The sequence below is a fragment of the Candidatus Acidulodesulfobacterium ferriphilum genome (genome assembly GCA_004195035.1).
In the GTDB taxonomy this organism is placed as follows: Bacteria; SZUA-79; SZUA-79; order Acidulodesulfobacterales; family Acidulodesulfobacteraceae; genus Acidulodesulfobacterium; species Acidulodesulfobacterium ferriphilum.
On sequence record SGBD01000001.1, the window covers coordinates 648616 to 663449 of the forward strand.

Here is a 14834-nt window from a genome sequence, read left to right on the forward strand (position 1 = left end):
TTTTATGTTCTCCCTTTTTTTGTCAGTATGCCGTCGTTTTGAAGTTTTTCCATAATTCTTGCGGCCCTGTTAAAACCTATCCTGAACCTTCGCTGAATATACGATATGGATATATTATTATTGTCATCCAGAGATGCAACCATATTTAACACCTCGCCGTATATTTCATCATCAGGGTCGTCCGTAATCATTCTATCAAAATTGCCTGCATTGTCAAACTCATTTATTAATAACTCGTTTTTTGAGGGCGGAAAATTCTTTTCTTTTATAAATTCTAAAACTTTTTTAATCTCGTCTTCCGATATGTAAGAGCCGTGAATTCTCGCAAGCCTGCCCTGTCCCGGCGGCATAAACAGCATATCCCCGTTTCCCAAAAGCTCTTCCGCGCCGTTGGCATCCAATATCGTCCTCGAATCAACCTTGGAAGAGACTAAGAAGGCTATACGGGACGGCATATTGGCTTTTATAACCCCCGTAACCACATTTACAGACGGTCTTTGAGTCGCTATTACAAGATGTATTCCGCAGGCGCGGGCCATCTGGGAAAGCCTGATTATGGATGTTTCTATGTCTTTCGGGCTTGTCAGCATTAAATCGCTTAATTCATCTATTATAATGACAAGGTACGGCATCGGTTTCTGATTCTGTTTTTTTAATCGTTCATTATGCTGCTCTATATTTTTAACGCCCGCCTTCTGTAATTCTCTATATCTCCTTTCCATTTCGGAAACAGCCCATTTAAGCGCAATGCTTGCCTTTTTTGCATCGTAAACGACATCGCAAATAAGATGGGGTAATTCTTCAAATGGCGTTAGTTCCAATCTTTTAGGGTCTATCATTAAAAAATTAAGCTCCTCGTAACTCGCTTTAAAAAGAAGGCTTACGACAAGCGTGTTAATAAACACGCTTTTCCCCGCCCCCGTCGCCCCTGCTATTAGCAAGTGCGGGCATTTTGCAATATCAAAGAGGACATTTCCCCCCGTGGTGTTTTTGCCAAGAATTATCGTAAGTAAAGACTTTGACTCTATAAACTCTTTTGAGTTTAATCCTTCCGAAAAATAAACCGTTTCCCTTTTATTATTTGGAACTTCGATGCCCACAGCCGATTTTCCCTCTATAACCCCTGTTATCCTGACGGGCTTTGACTTTAAAGCCATCGTAAGGTCTTCCGAAAGAGATAAAATTCTTCCGATTTTAACGCCGCTTGCCGGTTCGAACTCATACATTGTTATAATGGGTCCCGGGTTTATCCCCGTAACCTTTCCTTTCACACCGAAATCTAAAAGTTTTTTTTCTATTAAAGTTGCATTCCCCAGAAGAGAAAGTTTATCCGGCTTTTGGGCGTCTTTAATCCCTTCAAAGTCAATTAAGGAAATCGGGGGGATTTTTGTTTCCCTGTCTCCAACAAAATCAAAAGAGCCGTCCTTTTCTCTAATTACTCTATAATCTATTCCCGTCTTTTTATTAATCCCTGTAAGATCGTCTTTTTCATCCAGATCCTTTATTAAATCCTCTCTTGAACCCCCGAACAGCTCTTTATTTACGATAAAACTTCTCTTTCTTTTTTTTAATCCTTTTCTCTTTTCAATCCTTAATGTTATTAAGGAAACGATAGAACTCAATTTATTCGTTATTATACTTATTATACCTGTATCTAACCGCTTTATCTCTTCTATGCCTCTTTTAATCAGATTATAAATGTCGTAAACCGAGGCGGTCAGGTTTTCCACTCCTATATTTTTAAAGACAAGATAAAAAGAGGTTAGAAATAACATAACAATTATAATTATGCTTCCCGCTTCGCCAAAAAACCTGAAAAGGTAGTAATAAATTCCGCTTCCTATTAACCCTCCGCCCGAAATTATAAACCCGCGGTATGAAAACTTGGGAAACAAGGCGCTAAGAAATATTAAAAGGGCGGCGAGGAAAATAAATATTCCCGCATAAAATCTTAATCTTGACCGGGTAATTTTGTTAAATATCAATAATATCCCTATTGATAATATAAAAAAAATCAGCAGGAAAGAGCCGATACCTGCTATCGTTAAAAGCAGGTTCGAAAGAATTCCGCCGGCAAAGCCGCCCCAGTTTATTTTATGGACGCTCGAAATAGAGTACGAATTGGAGGTTTCTTGAAATATGGAAAATGAGAAAAGCGATAAGAAAGAATATATCGAAAAAAAAATGATTAGAAGCGCCCCGATTATCCTTTTATGACCATGCATAATTGAATTAAATAAATTCTTCCGTTCCAAAGTACGGTTTTAACGAATTAGGAATCCTGACATATCCGTCCTTTGTCTGATAATTTTCGATTATCGCTATCATAACCCTTGGAAGGGCAAGTCCTGAACCGTTCAAAGTATTGACAAACTCGGATTTTGCGTTTTTTTCCCTTTTAAATTTAATATTTGCTCTTATAGCTTGAAAAGAACCGAAATTCGAACAAGAGCTGACCTCAAGCCATTCGTCCATCCCGGGGGCGTAAACCTCTATATCGTATTTTTCTTTTGCCGAAAAACTTAAATCCCCGGTGCAAATTTTAACTAATCTATGGGGAATATCCAGCCTGTTTAAAATATCCTGAACATCGTTAATAAGATTAAATAATTCATCTTTGGCTGTTTCAGGAGTAGTAATTTTTACAAGTTCTACCTTGTCGAACTGATGCCCTCTTTTTATGCCCCTTGTATCCTTGCCGGCAGACATCTTTTCTTTTCTGAAACATGCGGTATATGCCACATGTTTTATGGGAAGCATCTTAATATCTATTATCTCGTCCCTGTACATATTCGTAACCGGGACCTCGGCGGTCGGGATAAACCATAAGCCCGAATCGTCGTCTTTATACAAAGTGTCGGAAAATTTCGGCAGCTGCCCCGTCCCGATTAAACAGGCTTCGTTAACCATATAAGGAGGATATACTTCTTCGTAATCGTGATAAGTTATATGGGTATCGAGCATAAAATTAATAAGCGCCCTCTGGAGCTTAGCAAACCCCCTTTTCAGCACATAAAAACGGGTCCCGGAAATCTTTACCCCCCTTTCAAAATCGATTAAATCTCTTTTTTCTCCGATTTCAAAATGGGTTTTTAGCTTAAAATCAAATTTTTTCTTTGCATTGAAATAAGAAACGACGACATTTTCCGTTTCGTCCCTGCCGACGGGCACATCGCTGTCCGGAAGATTCGGCACATTTAACATCAGCTCGTTAAGCCTCTGTTCTATGGCGCCAAGCTCGTCTTCCTGCGCTTTTATCATCTCGTTTATTCTTTTTACCTCGTTTTTTTTCGCTAAAATTGCCGCTTCTTCTTTTTCCGCGGCTATTTCTTTTGAAAGAACTTTTCTGGTATTTCTAAGACACTCGGTATCATATAAGAGTCTTCTTTTTGACTCGTCAAGTTCGTAAATCTCGTCGATTTGAACGGGAATAAAAAGTTTTTCCATTTCTTTTTTAACAAACTCTCTTTGTTCCCTGATAAGCTTAATGTCTATCATAATAATATTCCGATATGCCTTTTATTTACGATTTATATATGTATATTTATAGATTTATAATTTTTATTCTTAAAACGGACAGTAATATAATAATATTTTTGGCAGGCAATATCAATATTAATCGTTTACCAAAATATTGATAAAATCATTGCTTATTTCCACAAATCCGCCGTCGATATTGATTTCCCGAACGGTCTCGCCGATTTTGTATTTTACGACACCCTTATTCACATTAGAAATAAAGTTGATATGCCCAGGCAATATCCCCTCTATACCCGATTCGGCGGGAATTTCGCAAAAATCCACGATTTCTTCGGCAATCAAACCGCCGCGGCCGACAATTTTAAGTTTAAGCGGCATTCCCGATACAACCTCTTTTACTTTCTTTATTTTAACGACTTTGCCTTTTCTGCCGCCTCATCTATTGTCCCGACCATATAAAAAGCCTGTTCAGGCAAATCATCGTGCTTGCCTTCCAGTATCTCTTTAAATCCTCTTATTGTCTCGCTTAACGGAACATACCTTCCCGGAAAGCCGGTAAAAACCTCGGCAACAAAAAAGGGCTGAGAAAGAAACCTTTGAATCCTTCTTGCGCGGTTCACTATCAGCTTATCGTCCTCCGAAAGTTCATCCATTCCTAAAATAGCGATTATATCCTGTAATTCCTTGTATTTTTGAAGTACGGCCTGAACCTTTCTTGCTATATCGTAATGTTCTTTGCCTATAATATTGGCATCCAATGCTCTTGAGGTTGAATCAAGCGGATCCACTGCCGGGTAAATCCCTATATCGACAATCTGCCTTGAAAGCACCGTAGTAGCATCCAAGTGGGCAAAGGTCGTTGCAGGCGCCGGGTCGGTTAAGTCGTCTGCGGGAACATAAACTGCCTGAACGGAAGTAATGGAACCCTTTTTTGTGCTGGTTATTCTTTCTTGAAGCTCGCCCATATCGGTTGCAAGGGTCGGCTGATAACCTACGGCGGACGGTATCCTTCCCAAAAGGGCGCTGACTTCGGAATTTGCCTGCGCAAATCTAAAAATATTATCGATAAAAAGCAGGACATCCTGCCTTTCTTCGTCTCTAAAATATTCCGCCATAGCTAAAGCCGAAAGGGCAACCCTTGCTCTTGCTCCCGGCGGTTCGTTCATCTGTCCATATACCAAAACCGCTTTGTCTAAAACCTTGGACTCTTTCATTTCCGTCCAGAGGTCGGTTCCCTCCCTTGTCCTTTCGCCTACACCCGCAAAAACCGAATAGCCGCCATGCTCTATTGCGATATTATGAATCAGTTCCATAACGAGCACCGTTTTGCCGACACCCGCGCCGCCGAATAATCCCGCCTTTCCGCCCTTCAGGTAAGGCTCTAAAAGGTCTATAACCTTAATGCCCGTCTCTAATATCTCCACGGTCGTGGACTGTTCCTCGAATGACGGAGCAGGCCTGTGGATAGGAAGCCTTGCTTTAAATTCGATGTCGCCTAATTCATCGACGGGTTCGCCGATAACATTAAAAATCCTTCCGAGAACATCCTTTCCGACGGGAACGGTTATTTTATTGCCGGTATCTATTACCTTCATTCCTCTGTATAATCCGTCCGTAGCGTCTAAAGCAATACACCTGACGGTATCTTCGCCGAGATGTTGCGCTGCCTCGAGAACCAGATTATTTTCCTTATTGCTTATTCTGGGATTCGTCAGCGATAAAGCGTTGTAAATCGGCGGCAGGAAGCCGCTTTCAAATTTAACATCAACAACGGGACCTATTACCTGCGCGACAACGCCCTCATTCATTTATAACCTCCGTAATTTTTCGTAACTTCCAATATTTACTTTAATCCTGCGTTAGAAATTATTTATTTTCGTAATAGCCCTCCCCTTTTTATGTGGAAGTGGGATGAAAAATTTATTTTAGCGCGCTTACGCCGTTTATTATATCGAGAATTTCAAGCGTAACCGCGGCTTGCCTTGCCTTGTTATAGACGATAGTTAATTTATTTATAAGTTTTCCCGCATTCCTCGTCGCGTTATCCATTGCATTCATTCTTGAAGCCTGCTCCCCGGCAAAAGACTCTACTATTTTAAAATAAATTTTGGTTTGAATATAGTCCTTGAAAATTTTATCTATTATCCCGTCTTCGTAAGATACGGGCTCCACTAAATAACCGCCGCTATCTTTGCTTTCAAAGGAGGAATCGAACGGTAAAATCTTTTCTATTACCGCCCTCTGGTGAAGCGTTGAAATATAATTATTAGATATTATATAAAACTCGCCCGCTTCTCCATTTATAAAATCGGCGGACATTTTAACCGCCAGTGTTTCGGATAAATTTTCCGTTATGTTATTTTCGGAGAAATTGGCGGTAAATTCAACGGAATAGTTATGCCTTTTAAAAAAATCCGCTCCCTTCTTGCCGAGTATATATAGCTTTATCCGGCTTTCATCCAACCACTTGGCTTTAAGCTCCTCAAAAAAAAGTTTAAAAAGATTCATATTAAAAGAGCCGCAAAGACCCCTGTCCGTGGAAATTATAAGAATGCCTGCACCGCTGCCATTGCTGCTACCCGAATTTTTTTTAAAAAACGGATGGCTGTACAGGACCGTATTTCTTGAAATATTTTTTATGACGCCGCTGTAGATTTCCGAATAAGGCCTGAGGGCATTCATAGCCGCCTGATTTTTTTTAAATTTTGCCCCCGCCACCATTTTCATAGCCTTTGTTATTTGCCTTGTATTTTTGATGCTGGCGATTTTTCTTTTTATAGATTTTAAATTCGGCATATTAACCTTCCACGAATATATTTTTAAATTTATCCAAAGAGGCGATAAGATTAGATTTAATAGATTCGTCTATTGCCTTTTTTTCCCTTATATCGTTGTATATTTCAGGATTATTATTTTCGATATATAATAGAAGCTCCCTTTCATATTCTTTTATAGAGGCAAGCTTATAATCCGTCAAATACCCGTTATTTGCCGCAAATAATATTACGACCTCTTTCTCGATAGGCATCGGCTCATATTGGCCCTGTTTAAGAAGCTCCGACATCATCCTTCCGCGGGCAAGCATCTCCTGCGTTGTTTTATCGAGGTCTGCCCCGAACTGTGCAAACGCGGCTAATTCCCTGTATTGCGCCAAAGAAAGTCTTAATCCCCCCGAAACCTGTTTCATCGCTTTTATCTGCGCATCGCCGCCGACTCTGGATACCGAAAGGCCCGCGTTTACCGCGGGCCTGACGCCCGCATAAAAAAGATCGGTTTCGAGAAATATCTGTCCGTCCGTAATAGATATGACATTGGTCGGAATATATGCCGAAACATCCCCCGCCTGAGTTTCGATTATAGGGAGCGCCGTGAGCGACCCTCCGCCGTGGGCATCGTTCAGCTTGGCCGCTCTTTCCAAAAGCCTAGAATGCAGGTAAAAAACATCCCCGGGATACGCTTCTCTGCCTGGCGGCCTCCTTAAAAGCAGCGACAACTCCCTGTAAGCAACGGCGTGTTTCGATAAATCGTCGTATATTATAAGGCAATGCATGCCGTTATCCCTGAAGTATTCCCCCATCGTAACCCCCGTATAAGGAGCAAAATATTGAAGGGTTGCGGGGTCGCTCGCGTTAGCCGCGATTATCGTAGTATATTCCATTGCCCCTTCCCTCATAAGGCGGTCGTAAATAAAAGATACGCTTGACTGTTTTTGTCCGATTGCCACATAAATGCAATAAACGCCCGAATTCTTTTGGTTTAGTATCGTATCTATCGCTATGGCGGTCTTTCCGGTCTGCCTGTCGCCGATTATAAGTTCCCTTTGCCCCCTGCCGATAGGAATCAGCGCGTCTATAACCTTTAAACCGGTGTATAAAGGCTCATTAACCTTTTTTCTATGAACTATGCCGACCGCCTTTTTTTCGATATAAGAGTATTTATCGGTTTTAATGGGGTTTTTGCCGTCGATAGGCCTTCCAAGCCCGTCAAGAACCCTTCCTATGACCTCTTTTCCGACGGGAACTTCGGCAATTTTTCCCGTTCTTTTTACGGCGTCCCCTTCTTTAACATAAGATTCCTCTCCAAGAATCGCGACGCCGACATTATCCTCTTCAAGGTTTAATACATAGCCGTACACATCCGGGGTAATCTCTAACATTTCTCCTATCATAACATTCTTGAGGCCGTATATTTTCGCCACATTGTCGCCCACGGATAAAACGACCCCTACTTCGCTTATATCTATATTTTTTGTATATGTTTCGATTCTTTTTTTAATAATCTCGGTATTTTCCGATGCCTTAACCGCCATAAACAAATGCTCCCTGTTTTAAATAATTATAGAAGTTTTCTAATTGAGTCTTTATACTGCTGTCATATAACCTGCCTTCCAAATTTATAATATATCCGCCGATTATTTCGGGCGCAACCTTCTCGTTTATAACAATTTTTTTACTTAAAGCCTTTTCAATCATATTTTTGATTTGAAGGGCTTCTTCATCTTTTAACTTTTTGGCGGAAACAACATTGACTATTGCTATGCCGAGAAAATCATTTCTGAGTCTCGAAAATTCCTGTAAAATTTTCGGCAAATATCTTGCTCTTTCATTTTCTATCAATAAATGTATAAAACTTATAAATTCCCGGCTCAATGACAGTTCTTTGCCTAAAAGATTAATTACTTCTTTTCTTTCTTTTTTATCTATAAAGGTTTGCGATAAAAATTCTTTGAGACATAGCACGTTATTGCAAAAATCGATAAAACTGTTAATTTCTTCAAAAATCCCTTCTATCCTGTCCAAATCATGGGCTATTTTAAAAAGGGCTCCCGCGTATCTCTTTGCTATTTTGCTATCTAACATAAAATATAAATTGTCATTCCCGCGTAGGCGGTAAAGTTTAGGATAAACTTCACGAGACCAAAGGTCGAGAGCGAAGCGGTAATCCAGCCAAAAAGAGTTGTGGAATACCTCTTTGCTGTTTTGTTATTTAATAATTGCTTCATCGTTAAGCTTAAGGATATTATCGTTTACTTTATCTAAGACCTCCTCCGTCAGTTCCCTATTTGTAATATCTTTGGCAATCTTAAAGGACATATCGAGAGCCTCTTGATAAAGCTCTCTTTTTTGTTTGTCTATTTCCGATTTCGCAAGGGTTAAATAATTCCCCAAAATTTTTTCGGCAGAGGCTTTCGCATCTTCTATAATGCGGATTTTTTCTACTTCCGCCTCTTTTACCGCTTCTTTTTTTATTTCTTCTATTTCCTTTTTGACTTCTTTAAGCCTATTTTGAGCATCTTTGTAAAGTTCCTCCGCCCGCTTTTCGGCCTCTATAGCTTTTTCTATCGAAAGATTAATATCCTTCTTTCTTTTATCGAAAAATGGGTTTATATATCTTATAAATATATACGCAAGCCCTGCCAGAAGCAATGCGGTATCGAATATCCGCCAAAAAAGTTCCATAATTCCATTCTATTTTATTTATTTTATTCTATTCTATAATTTTTTTAAAAATTAAAATCGATAATTCTTCGGATTTTTCTTTAATAGAACTTAATACCGCGGTTTTTTCTGCGTTAAATTCTTTTACAGCGCTTTCGAACTTGGCGGCCGCGCTGATTTTAGTATCGGATAAAAGGTTATTTGCTTCGGTTTGGGCTTCCTTGCGAAACCTTTCTTTTATTTCGTTTATTTCGAATCTTAAATTTTTTCTTTCGTTGCCCGCTTCTTCGTTTAACGCTTCCGCTAATTTTTCGAGGTTATTTTGCTTATCCTCGTTTAAGCCGATAATTTCCTCCCGTTTTTTTAAAATAGCCCGCAAAGGCTTTAATAGAAACAGATTTAAAAGGTAAGTAAAAATCAGAAATGCCGCGGCTTCAAATAAAAGTCCCTGCCATGTTATGATTAATTCGGTCATATTATAATTTATAATATATTATAAATAAAGTAAACAAGATATAAGTCTATATTATCGAATTATATCAAAAATAAATTAAATATCAATTTATTTATATATTTATTTATATATAAATATTTTTGTGTTTTTTGATTATAATTTTTATAGATTATATGGTAATATTTATATAACTAATACATCGAATAATTAAACGGGGGCTTGTCATTTAATGGACGGACAGGAACGGGAACAAGACAAATATAGCGATTCCGCTGTTAACGATGTTCGAATAAAGAACGCCGAGGCAATAGAGCAAATAATTAACAATATTTTAATTTCAAAAAAAGAACTCGGCATTACGCTTTATCCGTCAAAGGGATATTTTAAATCCTATTTATTAGAAATAAAGCCAAAATTTTTGCTTATAGACAGCCTTATGCCCTTTTACGGAAATAAAATAATTTCCAAATCGGAGTTTATAAAAGTTGGCGTGGACTCAGGAAACAACAATATCGAACGATATTTTTTAACTAAATTTAAGGAAGAAATAATTAACGGCGAAGATATTAATTTTTTAATTTTTAAGCCTATAGAGGTTGTTTTAATTGAAAAGAGGATAGCTTTAAGGGTTTCGACAAGCCAGTCAAATATGGCTTTTATTAATTTCTCGCATAACGGCCAAAATTATTTTATGCCTGTTCATGACTTATCGTGGAACGGCATGTCATTTAATTCCGAATTTAAAATAGAAACGGGATATGTTATAAAACATGCGTTAATAAAACTTTCGGAAAAATCTATTAACGCCGATTTAAAAATTGCGCATTCCACATACTTAAGCGGCCGATACCGGGTTGGATGCATGATTATAAATATTTCGGATAACGATAGAGATAAGCTGATTAATTTTATTTTAACGATCGAAAGGCAGGATATTAATTCTAACCTCGGATTAGATTAGTCCAATCTTTATTTTTTTATTAATTTGATAAGCCTTTCGAGTTCTTCTGCGGAAGAAAAGTTGATTTCAATCTTTCCTTTTAGTTCATTGCCCTTATTTTTATAGTCTATCCTGACTTGAGCCTGAAGTCTTTCAAAAAGCGCGCCTTCATAGTTTTTAATCTGAGAAAATATCGAAAAATCCTTTTTGGGTTTATGCTTCTGTTTTCCGGATTTAATTGCTTTAGCCGCGCGCTCCGTCTCTCTTACGGTTAGTTTTTCATTGGAAATTTTATTTAGAAGCATGTTTATCTCGCCGCCTGAAAGACCGATAAGGTTTCTTGCATGGGACGGGGTAATTTTTCCATAGACAAGATCATTTTTAATTTCATCCGGCAAAGAAAGCATCCTTATCATGTTTGTAATTGTGGCCCTATCTTTGCCCACTTTGACCGAAAGTTCTTCGTGCGTTAATTTATATTCCTCGATTAATCTCACATAACAGTTTGCTTCTTCGATAACATTTAAATCCTGTCTCTGGATATTTTCGATAAGGGCAATTTCGAGGGCTAAGACGCCCGAAATGTCTTTGATTATAGCGGGAACCTTATTAAATTTCAGCTCTTTGGCAGCCCTGTATCTCCTTTCGCCCGCGATTAAATCATAGCCGCCGCCGTCCCGGGATTTAGAAACTATTAAAGGTTGGATGATGCCGTTTTCTTTGATAGAGTTTTTTAATTCGGTAAGCTTATCCTCGTCAAAATACTGCCTTGGCTGGTAAACCCCGGTATTTATCTTATCTATTTCGATTTCAAAAACCGAAAGCTTTCCGTCCGCGTCCGCATGGATGCCGTCCTGAACATAGGCATCCGTTAAAAGCGCGCCTAATCCCCTGCCTAATACGACCCTTTTTGACGATTTTTCTTTTTCTTCCATAAATAACCCGCCTGTCCCAACCCGCTTGTCATTCCCGCGTATGCGATATTTTTGTCCATGCTTATCAAAGCAAGTCTTTGATGTGGGCAAAAATGCCGGTTTTTACGCAACCTTGGACAAAAATTCTTTTGTTAATTCGATATAATAAATCGCTCCCTTGGAATTTATATCGTACAGTATTATAGGCTTACCAAAACTCGAACTTTCCGGAAGTTTGACATTCCTCGGTATAACATTTTCATATATCTTCTGCCCAAAATATTTTTTAACCTCGCTGACTATCTGATTTGTAAGATTTGCCCTTCCGTCAAACATTGTAAACAAAACTCCTTCGATATGCAAATCCTTGTTAAGTCTTTGATTAACAAGCCTGATCGTCTGCATCAGTCTCGATATTCCTTCCAATGAATAATACTCGCACTGCATAGGGATTAAGACGCTGTTGGAAGCGGTTAACGCGTTTATCGTCAGCAGCCCTAAAGACGGCGGAGTATCGATAAAAATATAATCATAATCACTGCTTATTTTATCGATAATATTCCTTTTAAGAAAATATTCTCTTTCATCCATACTTACTAATTCCACCTCTATGCCCGCAAGGTCGGAGGTCGCTGGAATTATGTCGAGATTTTTCATCTGCGTCGGGTATATGGCGCCTTCAACCGCGGATTCGTCAATCAGGCATTCATAAACGGTCGGTCTTGACTTATCGACAAGGGTATTTAAACCGCTCGTCGCGTTAGCCTGCGGGTCGGCATCGATTAAGAGGATTTTCTTCTCGTACGCCGAAAGACAGGCGGCAATATTGATTGCCGTAGTGGTTTTTCCTACCCCGCCCTTTTGATTGGAAACACAGATTACCTTTGCCATTATCGTTTAGTTTATATAAATTATTTAGCAGACAAAATTTAAAAACAATGACTCTTTTAATTTATAAACCAAAATTTTATTAAAGTAAAGATAAATTTTTTAATCGATGTTTCACATGAAACATTATATCTTTTTTGTAACAAAAATTTAACAAAACCTTCATAAAATTGTAACAATAAAAATATATAATTAAATTAATTTCGAAATGCAAACTTTTTTAAGATAAGCGGGGTTAAACATGGAAAAATTTTTTAATAATCGAAAATTACCCGATTTGCCGAATCAAAACGATGCCCTGCGGAATCCGGCCCCCGTGAAAAAACCTGAATCATTTATAGAAAAAGTGCTTGAAAAAGCCTCTCAAAACGCCGTTATCGTTAGGTCGAAATATATGAATATTATTAAAAGGGACATCGCATCCTCCGACAGAAAAGAAGCCGTAATGAACTTAAAATGCGGATGCGATGAATATGATATGAATGTTTTGGTAACCGAAAAAGATGTTGAAAAAATTTACGAAAGGTTTGTCAAAAAATGCACTAAATGTAATCAACCGATAAAAATTTCTTTCAAATTTTAATGGGGGACCACTCTTGACATAATTTTCCGTCCATGCAAAAATATCCGAATAAATAATTTTTAATTTTTATGGAAAAACCGGAAACAAAAAGACTCTTTATTGCCGTAGATTTGCCCTCCGCTATTAAAAAAAGGGTAACACAATTCGTTAAATCCGCCCGCCTTGCAGACACTAAATATTTCAGGCCTGTCCCGCAAAAAAACTTGCATATAACGATACTGTTCCTCGGCAACATCGAATTAAATCAAGAAGCGGTTATAAAAAAGCTTTTATCGGAAATAGAAATTAAAAACTTCGATATATCGGTCGGCAATAACTTATTTTTTTCTTTAGGAAACAGTTCGGGAATAGTTTATTTAAAAATCAAAAAGGGGGCGCGCGAGTTAAAACTTATATATGAAAATTTATTAAAAGGCGTGCTTAATTCGGGAATTAATATTAAAATAGATAAAAGGCCGTTTATGCCGCATATCACCCTTGCAAGGATAAAGGACGGCTCTAACAATAAAAATAAAAACGATATTCTTAATTTGTTAAAACCGTTCAATCCGAATAATGCGCCGCTATCACCTGACGGATTGAAATTCCGTGAATTTAACTGTAAAAAAATTATACTTAAACAGAGCATTACCGAGGACGGTTCGCCGGTTTATAAAAATATTTACCACTCTCACCCTTTTATGCAAATTACGGGAGACAGGTAACAAACCCTTTTTGCCAGCCCCGCCTTTTCGGTAGCTTCCGCCACGGCATCGACATTTTTATATGCGTCAGGGGCTTCTTCCGCAACGCCCCTCATTGACCTGCTTCTTATAATTATGCCTTTTTCTTTTAGTTCGTCTATGACTTCCCTGCCTCTCCATAATTTTAAAGCCTGATTTCTGCTCATCGCCCTTCCGGCTCCGTGGCTTGCCGAAGAAAAAGACCTTTCTTCGCTTTCTTTTGTCCCTGCAAGAACATACGAACCCGTTCCCATACTTCCGCCGATAATGACCGGCTGACCGGTTTCTTTAAAAAGATCCGGCAGCGAGGGATGAAACGGGCCAAAAGCTCTCGTTGCCCCCTTTCTGTGAACATATAATAAGAGTTCTTTGCCGTTTACCGTGTGCTTTTCGGCTTTGCAGGTATTGTGCGATACATCGAAAAGGGTTTTAATATCAGCTTTCGGAAATATTTTTTCGAACGCGTCTCTCGTTAATTGCGCCAGCATCTGCCTGTTGCACAGCGCTACATTAATAGCGGCGTTCATTGCGCCCAAATACATCCCGCCTTCTACGGACTTAATCGGCGCGCAGGCCAGTTCCCTGTCGGGAAGATTTATCCCGTATTTTGCGGCGGCTTTTGCTAAAGTTATTAAATAATCGGTTCCAACCTGATGTCCGAGTCCTCTTGAGCCGCAGTGGATCGAAATAACTATCTGATTTTTTTTAAGACCGAAAACTTCTGCGGTATTTTCATCGAATATCTGTTTTACTGCCTGAACTTCCAGATAATGGTTGCCGGAGCCCAGCGTCCCCATCTCTGACTTTTGCCTTCTTTTTGCGGATATGGAAACCATAGAAGGGTCGGCGCCGCTAACCTTTCCGCTATCCTCTATGTATAAAATATCCTCTTTCGTTCCGTATCCTTTGGAGGTTGCATAGTGAGCGCCGTTAAGCATAATCTCGTCAAGCTCCGCCTCATTAAGCGTGATATTTCCTTCCGCGCCTACCCCCGCAGGAATATTTCTAAAAAGCAAATCCGATAATTCTTTCACATAAGGAGATATATCTTCTACTGTTAAATCGGTTTTAAGGCACCTGATCCCGCACGATATGTCAAAGCCCACACCCCCCGCAGAAATAATCCCGCCTTCTTCGGGGTCATATGCGGCAACCCCGCCGATAGGGAATCCGTATCCCCAGTGGGCATCCGGCATCGCAAAGGCATAGCCTTTAAGTCCCGGGAGCCGCGAAACATTGATTATCTGCTCCTTTACCTTTTCGTCCATTGCCGCAAGCAGCTCCTTATCGGCATAGAAACGCACCGGAAGGCTCGCGCCTTCCTTGCCGGCTCCCAACCCTCCGCCTTCTTCTTTTAACCGGACCGCCCAGCAGTTCGGTTCGATTTGAACGAAATTTTCTAAATTCATAATAGT

At 39.2% G+C, this 14834-nt stretch carries 15 protein-coding genes; 3 read left to right on the forward strand and 12 right to left on the reverse strand.

The annotated features are described in order from the left end of the window. Positions 1 to 2: 2 nt before the first annotated feature. The 9 genes from EVJ47_03310 to EVJ47_03350 form a co-directional block, all read right to left on the reverse strand. The gene (locus EVJ47_03310) at positions 3 to 2225 is read right to left on the reverse strand and encodes a DNA translocase FtsK (protein ID RZD15313.1); all 2223 of its coding nucleotides are present in this window, start codon (positions 2223 to 2225) and stop codon (positions 3 to 5) included. A gap of 7 nt (positions 2226 to 2232) precedes the next feature. Further along, the gene (locus EVJ47_03315; protein ID RZD15314.1) at positions 2233 to 3498 is read right to left on the reverse strand and encodes a serine--tRNA ligase; all 1266 of its coding nucleotides are present in this window, start codon (positions 3496 to 3498) and stop codon (positions 2233 to 2235) included. Between the two features lie 117 nt (positions 3499 to 3615). After that, positions 3616 to 3858: a F0F1 ATP synthase subunit epsilon gene (locus tag EVJ47_03320; GenBank protein ID RZD15315.1), complete on the reverse strand. Its 243-nt coding sequence runs from the start codon at positions 3856 to 3858 to the stop codon at positions 3616 to 3618. Between the two features lie 26 nt (positions 3859 to 3884). Further along, on the reverse strand, positions 3885 to 5288 hold the full coding sequence (gene atpD, locus EVJ47_03325) for a F0F1 ATP synthase subunit beta (GenBank protein RZD15316.1): 1404 nt from the start codon (positions 5286 to 5288) through the stop codon (positions 3885 to 3887). Between the two features lie 112 nt (positions 5289 to 5400). Then, positions 5401 to 6276 carry an ATP synthase F1 subunit gamma gene (atpG, locus tag EVJ47_03330; protein RZD15317.1) on the reverse strand — a complete coding sequence of 292 codons (876 nt, stop codon included), beginning with the start codon at positions 6274 to 6276 and terminating at the stop codon, positions 5401 to 5403. 1 nt (position 6277) lies between these two features. Continuing rightward, positions 6278 to 7789 carry a F0F1 ATP synthase subunit alpha gene (locus EVJ47_03335; GenBank protein ID RZD15318.1) on the reverse strand — a complete coding sequence of 504 codons (1512 nt, stop codon included), beginning with the start codon at positions 7787 to 7789 and terminating at the stop codon, positions 6278 to 6280. Further along, entirely contained in the window at positions 7779 to 8339 is a 561-nt protein-coding gene (gene atpH, locus EVJ47_03340) for an ATP synthase F1 subunit delta (protein RZD15319.1), read from the reverse strand. Before atpH ends, EVJ47_03335 begins: the two co-directional genes overlap by 11 nt. 123 nt (positions 8340 to 8462) lie before the next feature. Next, positions 8463 to 8939: a hypothetical protein gene (locus tag EVJ47_03345; protein RZD15320.1), complete on the reverse strand. Its 477-nt coding sequence runs from the start codon at positions 8937 to 8939 to the stop codon at positions 8463 to 8465. 28 nt (positions 8940 to 8967) lie between these two features. Next, the gene (locus tag EVJ47_03350) at positions 8968 to 9393 is read right to left on the reverse strand and encodes a hypothetical protein (GenBank protein RZD15321.1); all 426 of its coding nucleotides are present in this window, start codon (positions 9391 to 9393) and stop codon (positions 8968 to 8970) included. 208 nt (positions 9394 to 9601) lie between these two features. Between EVJ47_03350 and EVJ47_03355 the strand changes: the two genes are divergently transcribed. Continuing rightward, positions 9602 to 10333 carry a PilZ domain-containing protein gene (locus tag EVJ47_03355; protein RZD15322.1) on the forward strand — a complete coding sequence of 244 codons (732 nt, stop codon included), beginning with the start codon at positions 9602 to 9604 and terminating at the stop codon, positions 10331 to 10333. A gap of 8 nt (positions 10334 to 10341) precedes the next feature. Here the strand turns inward: EVJ47_03355 and EVJ47_03360 are convergent, their stop codons facing one another. Further along, positions 10342 to 11247 (reverse strand): ParB/RepB/Spo0J family partition protein, encoded by a 906-nt coding sequence (locus tag EVJ47_03360; protein RZD15323.1) that lies wholly within the window; start codon positions 11245 to 11247, stop codon positions 10342 to 10344. Between the two features lie 102 nt (positions 11248 to 11349). Next, a complete protein-coding gene (locus EVJ47_03365; protein RZD15324.1) occupies positions 11350 to 12117 on the reverse strand; it encodes a ParA family protein in 768 nt (255 codons plus the stop codon). A gap of 238 nt (positions 12118 to 12355) precedes the next feature. Here EVJ47_03365 and EVJ47_03370 point away from each other — a divergent pair, with 238 nt between their 5' ends. Continuing rightward, positions 12356 to 12697, forward strand: coding sequence for a hypothetical protein (locus EVJ47_03370; protein RZD15325.1), 342 nt, complete (start codon positions 12356 to 12358; stop codon positions 12695 to 12697). A gap of 68 nt (positions 12698 to 12765) precedes the next feature. After that, positions 12766 to 13401 carry an RNA 2',3'-cyclic phosphodiesterase gene (gene thpR, locus EVJ47_03375; GenBank protein RZD15326.1) on the forward strand — a complete coding sequence of 212 codons (636 nt, stop codon included), beginning with the start codon at positions 12766 to 12768 and terminating at the stop codon, positions 13399 to 13401. On the opposite strand, the gene EVJ47_03380 is transcribed toward thpR, so the two are convergent. Continuing rightward, the gene (locus tag EVJ47_03380; GenBank protein RZD15327.1) at positions 13368 to 14828 is read right to left on the reverse strand and encodes an RtcB family protein; all 1461 of its coding nucleotides are present in this window, start codon (positions 14826 to 14828) and stop codon (positions 13368 to 13370) included. The two genes, thpR and EVJ47_03380, sit on opposite strands and share 34 nt — an antisense overlap. Between the last annotated feature and the right edge of the window lie 6 nt (positions 14829 to 14834).

What these genes read in the sequence shown, in the direction of transcription:
- EVJ47_03310 (RZD15313.1), bottom strand. Translation starts at nt 2,225, where the DNA reads ATGCATGGTCATAAAAGGATAATCGGGGCGCTTCTAATCATTTTTTTT.
- EVJ47_03315 (RZD15314.1), bottom strand. Translation starts at nt 3,498, where the DNA reads ATGATAGACATTAAGCTTATCAGGGAACAAAGAGAGTTTGTTAAAAAA.
- EVJ47_03320 (RZD15315.1), bottom strand. Translation starts at nt 3,858, where the DNA reads ATGCCGCTTAAACTTAAAATTGTCGGCCGCGGCGGTTTGATTGCCGAA.
- atpD (RZD15316.1), bottom strand. Translation starts at nt 5,288, where the DNA reads ATGAATGAGGGCGTTGTCGCGCAGGTAATAGGTCCCGTTGTTGATGTT.
- atpG (RZD15317.1), bottom strand. Translation starts at nt 6,276, where the DNA reads ATGCCGAATTTAAAATCTATAAAAAGAAAAATCGCCAGCATCAAAAAT.
- EVJ47_03335 (RZD15318.1), bottom strand. Translation starts at nt 7,789, where the DNA reads ATGGCGGTTAAGGCATCGGAAAATACCGAGATTATTAAAAAAAGAATC.
- atpH (RZD15319.1), bottom strand. Translation starts at nt 8,339, where the DNA reads ATGTTAGATAGCAAAATAGCAAAGAGATACGCGGGAGCCCTTTTTAAA.
- EVJ47_03345 (RZD15320.1), bottom strand. Translation starts at nt 8,939, where the DNA reads ATGGAACTTTTTTGGCGGATATTCGATACCGCATTGCTTCTGGCAGGG.
- EVJ47_03350 (RZD15321.1), bottom strand. Translation starts at nt 9,393, where the DNA reads ATGACCGAATTAATCATAACATGGCAGGGACTTTTATTTGAAGCCGCG.
- EVJ47_03355 (RZD15322.1), top strand. Translation starts at nt 9,602, where the DNA reads ATGGACGGACAGGAACGGGAACAAGACAAATATAGCGATTCCGCTGTT.
- EVJ47_03360 (RZD15323.1), bottom strand. Translation starts at nt 11,247, where the DNA reads ATGGAAGAAAAAGAAAAATCGTCAAAAAGGGTCGTATTAGGCAGGGGA.
- EVJ47_03365 (RZD15324.1), bottom strand. Translation starts at nt 12,117, where the DNA reads ATGGCAAAGGTAATCTGTGTTTCCAATCAAAAGGGCGGGGTAGGAAAA.
- EVJ47_03370 (RZD15325.1), top strand. Translation starts at nt 12,356, where the DNA reads ATGGAAAAATTTTTTAATAATCGAAAATTACCCGATTTGCCGAATCAA.
- thpR (RZD15326.1), top strand. Translation starts at nt 12,766, where the DNA reads ATGGAAAAACCGGAAACAAAAAGACTCTTTATTGCCGTAGATTTGCCC.
- EVJ47_03380 (RZD15327.1), bottom strand. Translation starts at nt 14,828, where the DNA reads ATGAATTTAGAAAATTTCGTTCAAATCGAACCGAACTGCTGGGCGGTC.